General features: G+C 45.1%; 8 protein-coding genes. All 8 read right to left on the bottom strand.

Going from position 1 to position 5,875, the window contains the following annotated elements:
- Window positions 1-455 precede the first annotated feature (455 nt).
- On the bottom strand, window positions 456-902 hold the full coding sequence (locus AC3DOM_RS02305) for a methyltransferase family protein (RefSeq protein ID WP_487917409.1): 447 nt from the start codon (window positions 900-902) through the stop codon (window positions 456-458).
- A gap of 11 nt (window positions 903-913) precedes the next feature.
- Window positions 914-1,369: a DNA-3-methyladenine glycosylase I gene (locus AC3DOM_RS02300; RefSeq protein WP_487917408.1), complete on the bottom strand. Its 456-nt coding sequence runs from the start codon at window positions 1,367-1,369 to the stop codon at window positions 914-916.
- Window positions 1,370-1,430: 61 nt separating this feature from the next.
- Window positions 1,431-2,351 (bottom strand): VOC family protein, encoded by a 921-nt coding sequence (locus AC3DOM_RS02295; RefSeq protein ID WP_487917407.1) that lies wholly within the window; start codon window positions 2,349-2,351, stop codon window positions 1,431-1,433.
- 107 nt (window positions 2,352-2,458) lie between these two features.
- Window positions 2,459-3,532 (bottom strand): alpha/beta hydrolase family protein, encoded by a 1,074-nt coding sequence (locus tag AC3DOM_RS02290; protein WP_487917406.1) that lies wholly within the window; start codon window positions 3,530-3,532, stop codon window positions 2,459-2,461.
- A 95-nt stretch (window positions 3,533-3,627) separates the two neighbouring features.
- Window positions 3,628-3,996 carry a VOC family protein gene (locus AC3DOM_RS02285; RefSeq protein ID WP_487917405.1) on the bottom strand — a complete coding sequence of 123 codons (369 nt, stop codon included), beginning with the start codon at window positions 3,994-3,996 and terminating at the stop codon, window positions 3,628-3,630.
- A gap of 4 nt (window positions 3,997-4,000) precedes the next feature.
- Complete coding sequence (locus AC3DOM_RS02280; RefSeq protein WP_487917404.1) at window positions 4,001-4,714, bottom strand: class I SAM-dependent methyltransferase; 714 nt, start codon at window positions 4,712-4,714, stop codon at window positions 4,001-4,003.
- Window positions 4,715-4,739: 25 nt separating this feature from the next.
- The gene (locus AC3DOM_RS02275) at window positions 4,740-5,099 is read right to left on the bottom strand and encodes a cupin domain-containing protein (RefSeq protein ID WP_487917403.1); all 360 of its coding nucleotides are present in this window, start codon (window positions 5,097-5,099) and stop codon (window positions 4,740-4,742) included.
- The gene (locus AC3DOM_RS02270; protein ID WP_487917402.1) at window positions 5,092-5,550 is read right to left on the bottom strand and encodes a hypothetical protein; all 459 of its coding nucleotides are present in this window, start codon (window positions 5,548-5,550) and stop codon (window positions 5,092-5,094) included. Before AC3DOM_RS02270 ends, AC3DOM_RS02275 begins: the two co-directional genes overlap by 8 nt.
- Window positions 5,551-5,875: the final 325 nt, after the last annotated feature.

Raw genomic sequence — 5,875 nt, 5'->3', positions numbered from 1 at the left:
TCCAACCACTTTGCTGACCAGTACACTACCATTTTCCAGCTTTACTAGTTGTTTTTGAATAGAGTCTGGATCTGAATCAAAGAATCTGGCAATTTTACGGGCATACCCATCATTTCTAGCTAAGATATAAATCAATACTCTTTCAGCATTTATCGAACCTAGCAAGGGCATCAGCATTTTAATCACATCCTAGGAATTTCATATTCATTTATTATGTCAGAACATCGCTGACATAATAAATACATGTTCTGACAGTATAGCATGTTTTAATAATATGGGACAGACTTTTATTATGATTTCCCCCATTTCGCTTATTTGCACAAAATAATCTGTGCTAAATCAAATATTGAGAATTATATTATAAGGAATTCTATTCTCATCGCAGCGCGCAATCTCAATGCTTAGCACCGAGGATTTGGCTATTTCATATAGAGCTTCCTCAACTACCTCTCCATCTACAGATAGCGCTTCACCCGAGCACAATACTGAAGATATGGCTCTCCAAACTGCTCTTCCAGTTGACGCTCCTCTTGAAGTATCACGAAATAATGGGTGAAGAGGATCAGGATGGGCAGGAAGATGATCAGCCACCAGGTACTTATCAGCAGGGCTATCGCAATAAAAATCAGAGTCCAGGCAAAATACATTGGATTTCGGCTAAAGGCAAAAGGTCCGCTGAGGATGATCGTGGTCGGCTTCCGGGTATCCAGCTTATTGACAGCCGCAACTGCCCAGGCAGCGAGGAGAATTCCCAGGAGCAGGAGAGGCCATCCAAAAAGATGGGCAGGCCAAGTGGCTTGGAAGAGCGGTAGCGGGCGCCACAAATGCAGAGCGATACCCACAACAAGCAGTATCATGTGGCCTTCCGGAACAGGGATATTATGCCAATTAAGCTTATTCATAATTGGTTGGACTACTTTTTATATAGATTCTCATACTCCTCGTGCGGGATAACATCTTCACCGATCACGTAGAGGAAGATGTAAATGCCAGAGGGACCCATATATTTGAAGTCCTTGCGAATGGCCTTGATGGTGGCGTCGAAATCTCCATGGGAGCGCAGATATTTCTGGAACGAACCATATTCCTTGTCCAACTCAATAATTTTCTTTGCATTGGAAACGACAGCCGAAAGCTTGCGATAATGACGGATCACGCGTTTATCATTCGTCAAGTCGTCGAGATTCTTTTCGTGAAAGTTGGCGACGGTTTCAATATCAAAGTTGTGGAAGGCCTCTTTTGTACTCGGCCATTTGGCATCGACGACCTTCCAGGACATCCCAGATTGGAAGACGGATTTACTCATGATCTCCAGATAATCATTCAAGGATTGCGGGGTGATTTGTTCGGGCGGACGACCTTCGGGCATTTTTACTCCTTCTCTCTATTTCATTATAGGGATAAGAATTGAAATACAATCAATTTAGGACCTAAGATTTTTTATTGATCAGCAAGACACCATTCTGAGAGGGGTCAGCCAGAAGCAATCCGTTATCCACCTGGTTCGCGGGGATTCCTGCCGCGTCCACACGAGCGATGACTGCATCCAACGCGCTTTGATCGGGCAATCCAATGGAAAAATGGCGCAGCCCAAGCGCACCAGGAGGAGGCCCCGGAGCGCCCTCGCCCTGCCAGATATTCAACCCGATATGGTGGTGGTAGCCTCCTGCAGAAAGAAAGGCAGCACGCATGGCTGCTGATTTGCCCATCACGTCAAAGCCCAGTACGCCGTGATAAAAATCCACAGCTTCAGCGATATTGCGGACATGAATATGCATATGCCCGATTCGTGTTTCCTGTGAGATTGGCAGATCCATTTCCTCATCCTTTTTGAGATGGCTGAAGAGCTCATCCAGATCCAAAGCTTCACGCCCATTGCTGAGTGAGCCATCCGAACGGCGTGCGTAAAAGCTATTCTCGTCCATGAACCAGGCCCCATCTTCAGGAGATTCAGCGTAAAGTTCGATGCCATTCCCTTCGGGGTCATCAAGATACGTGGTTTTGGTCAGGATGTGATCAGTAGGAGAGTTTGGGTATTGTGCAGAAAAGAGACGTGCCATAGATCGGGCCAATTCGCGCCGATTCGGAAGCAGGATCGCGAAATGATAAAGTCCCGTCACACGTTGATAGCGTTTGGGATCAGGTTCCTCCACAAGGTGGATTAATTCACGGCTGCCAATCCCGAGACGGGCTTGCTTCGCCTCCCGCGAAAGGAGCTGGAATCCAAGCATCTGCTCATAAAAGGCGATCTGCTCCTCAAGGTTGGAAACTGTTAAGGAAAGGGAGGCAATTTTGGTATCGGGGTGGATGCTAAAATCTGTTTTATTTTCGGGTTCTGGGTATCTGCTCATTAGTTTACCTCTTTTAATATTGCGGTTTTTTGTATACAAAGCCCTGCGGTGCTGGCTCGCCATATCGCCAGGAGAAATATAAGAAATTCCAGGAAATTGCCCAGCGTTCATTTCAAAAAGCGATCAAAAAATTCGATCGTTCGCTCCATGGCAAGATTGAAATAATTCGAAATATTGTGATTATCCCCCTCGTATTTGTAGAGTTCCACATATTGATCATCATCCAGCATCTGATAAAAAAGCGATTCTGAAAACTCAAGCGGCACATCCTTATCGTTTGTACCATGGTGTAACTGCACTGGTCCCGAGATCTCATCCAGATAGGCGTTGGCAGAAATTGAATCCCAAAACTCAGGATTTTCCTCCCAGTCTCCATATTGCTGAAATAATGTTGTACGCCATGAATTGGGACGTGGTGTGGGGATAACCCTCCCATCGCGCCGCCAGTTGGTGAGCATCTCAGGATAGGTGGCAACCACTCCAGCCCAGATGACTCCGGCTTTAATTTCCTGGTTAATCACCATTGAGCGCAGGGTGATGTATCCACCCATGCTATGCCCCCACATTCCGATCCGATCTGGATCCGCGTCTGGATATTTCTTGATCGAGGCAACTGCGTTCAGGATATCGATTGTGTAATCGGGAGTGCTGTATGCGCCGCGCGCTTCCCCTTCAGATTGGTCGTGACCACGATAATCGGTTCGAAAGACGATATATCCGCTGCGGGCGATCAGGTCCACGTAGGCGATGTAGCGTTCGGTCGTACGGTAGATGTCCGGAGGAATATAACCATGATTGAAAACGATCACAGGCCAACCCTCGGCTGGTTTTTCTCCATTGGGCACAGTCAACAGACCGTAGATTTTCAATCCATCCGAAAGATAGGAGGCGTAATAACGACTGTAATTTGATCCGGTCGTAAGTGTTTCCTCGATGATGATATCGCTACCAGGATATTCACGAGCACGCATCCCAACAATGGAAAGTGGATGCGGGATAGCCGTCGCTGTTGGGATTGGGGTCGCTGTGAAGGTTGCCGTGGGCAACATCGTTGGAGATGGGGATACCCGTTTAGTAGGTGTTGGAAGGGAGGTTGGAACAGCCTGGGTAGTACATGCACCCATTAATAATAAAAAAACGAACGTGAATAACCCATTCCAAAGGAGTTTCTTTAAATTCATAGAAAAATTTACCAATAAAGTTGCTGTCACCTTGCCCCGTAAGACGATCGGTTTCTATCGATTCTTACCGGTAAGGAATTGTGAAGAGGCTAATTCTAATTGTTATTCTCGTTTTTATCCGACCAGACCGCATATTCATTTCCATTTGGGTCAGCAAAGTGGAAGCGACTGCCACCTGGAAAAGAAAATATAGCTCTCAAAATTGAGCCGCCAGCCGCCTCGATCTTCGTCTGGGTTTTCTCCAAATCTTTGCTATAGAAAACGATCAGAGTGCTGCCTGTTTTTATGGCAGCTACCAAATCAGACTTGTAAAAACCACCGTCCAAACCTTCATTTGAGAACGCGACGTAGTCAGGGCCGTAATCTTCAAAAGACCAGCCAAATACTTTTGTGAAAAAATCTTTGGTGGCAGCAATATCTTTCGCGGGGAACTCAACGTAATTTATTTTCTCATGCTCATTCATATCTTTATTCCTTGTTTAGCTGCATTTTTTTTGCAATATATAAGCCCCGATCAAAAAGACCTACTGGATCATACTGTACCGTGAGTCCGGCTTGTTCGAAGAAAGATAGCATTTCCTCCAACGTATATAAAGCCAGTTCATGATCTTCGGTGATATGCTCGACGCCGTTGGGGGTGCCGATCAGATAATGGAAGTGCATCTTTGAGATATTTCCTTCAAGCCCGCTACTATTCATCCGGCAGATCTTCAGACCGGGCTCGTCAATCGTCAGCACATGCGGGGAACCAACATTCCACTGTTCGGGGCTGAACCATGGTTCAACAAGAATAAGCCCACCCGGGTTGAGATGTTTTTTGAAACAGATCAGCGCATCCACAACCTGCCCGGCTTTTTTCAGATAACCAATTGAGCTGAACAAACACTGGACAACATCATATTGTAAGCCCAGCTCAAAATCACTCATATCCGCTTCCTGGAACCGACCGTTAGATACCTTTCCCTGGGCGATCCTCACAAACTCCGGTTCCAGATCAATGCCATCAATCTGAAAATTGTCAGAAAGATATTTGGCGTGCTCGGCAGTTCCACATGCCACGTCCAGGATGCTGCTGGCAGTTGGATGTTCCTGCGTGATCAAATCTTTTATCTGTTCGGCTTCTATAGCGTAATCTTTGAAGCTATAGATCAGGTCATAGTATTGGGCTGTTTTACTATACATGATGAACTCCTTCATAGGTTACTTATCAGATCACACCAAGATCAGTGACGGTCTTATCTGAATCTGTCTCGCCCGTATTCACCGTCTCTTTGGGCTCAAATAACAGGATATGCGCTTCCTTTTCAGCCACGGGTAGATGCTCCACACCTTTTTGAATAATATAAAACTCCCCTTCATTCAATTCAATATCGCCATCGCGGAGCTTAATGAGCAACTTCCCTTTCACCACTAAAAATAATTCATCTTCATTGTCATGATGATGCCAGACAAACTCACCTATCACTTTTACTAATTTCACATTTTGATTATTTAGCTCACCGACAATTTTAGGATCCCAGTAGCTCTCAAATTGAGAGAATTTCTCGGCCAAATTTACTTTATGCATTCTTTTTCCTTCCACGATAAAGATAGATCAGACAACCCAGTAATACCCAAAAAGAAATCGTGACGATAAATCCCCCGATGCGGTCGATTGCAAAGGAAATCCCGAGCAGCCCAAAAAGAGCGATATATTCCAGAATGATATAGGGAATATGCGTCCGTTTTTGGGTCCGAAAATCATATTTAAAGACGTAATCCAACAGCCATTCGACGAGCATATAAAAAAGGATGAAGCTGAAGTAGATCATGATCCAGGCAGCTTTGGAGAGAGCCCAATAGCGAATGTAGACCACCGTCAGTGGAATGGCGAGCAATAGCCAGGCGACCCCAAATTTGCGCACCAGCCTGGGGTTGGCCTGCTTCTGGGCAATAAATATCCCGGCGATGAGCAAATTAAATATCGTTGCTGAAAGAACAAATAGCAGATCAAATCCGTCAATGGCGAAGAGCGTCATCCTAATGCCGCCCGAAGAATATAGTTGCCAATTTCGTGATCCAAATTCAGTAGATCATGGATGCAATACAAGTACCTTGTAGTGGCGACTTTAGTCGCTTTTTTGAGAACGTACACGCAATTTTTAATGGCTAACACTAAAGTGTGCCAAGCGAAGCCATTACTACGACAAAATCGTGAACTACTGAAATTATATGTTTGGATCATACCAGAAAAGAAAAAACTTCCGAAGCTTTCAGAACTTCGGAAGTTTATATTTTAGAAGATAATTCTCTAGCCACCTGACACTTTAATAATTGAATAGTTGATCGGCATCAATTCTCCAA

This window comes from Candidatus Desulfolinea nitratireducens (assembly GCF_982879505.1).
The sequence above is the reverse complement of the archived record's forward strand: the minus strand, read 5'-3'. Positions and strand labels throughout refer to the sequence as shown.

What these genes read in the sequence shown, in the direction of transcription:
- AC3DOM_RS02275 (WP_487917403.1), bottom strand. Translation starts at nt 5,099, where the DNA reads ATGCATAAAGTAAATTTGGCCGAGAAATTCTCTCAATTTGAGAGCTAC.
- AC3DOM_RS02270 (WP_487917402.1), bottom strand. Translation starts at nt 5,550, where the DNA reads ATGACGCTCTTCGCCATTGACGGATTTGATCTGCTATTTGTTCTTTCA.
- AC3DOM_RS02280 (WP_487917404.1), bottom strand. Translation starts at nt 4,714, where the DNA reads ATGTATAGTAAAACAGCCCAATACTATGACCTGATCTATAGCTTCAAA.
- AC3DOM_RS02285 (WP_487917405.1), bottom strand. Translation starts at nt 3,996, where the DNA reads ATGAATGAGCATGAGAAAATAAATTACGTTGAGTTCCCCGCGAAAGAT.
- AC3DOM_RS02305 (WP_487917409.1), bottom strand. Translation starts at nt 902, where the DNA reads ATGAATAAGCTTAATTGGCATAATATCCCTGTTCCGGAAGGCCACATG.
- AC3DOM_RS02290 (WP_487917406.1), bottom strand. Translation starts at nt 3,532, where the DNA reads ATGAATTTAAAGAAACTCCTTTGGAATGGGTTATTCACGTTCGTTTTT.
- AC3DOM_RS02300 (WP_487917408.1), bottom strand. Translation starts at nt 1,369, where the DNA reads ATGCCCGAAGGTCGTCCGCCCGAACAAATCACCCCGCAATCCTTGAAT.
- AC3DOM_RS02295 (WP_487917407.1), bottom strand. Translation starts at nt 2,351, where the DNA reads ATGAGCAGATACCCAGAACCCGAAAATAAAACAGATTTTAGCATCCAC.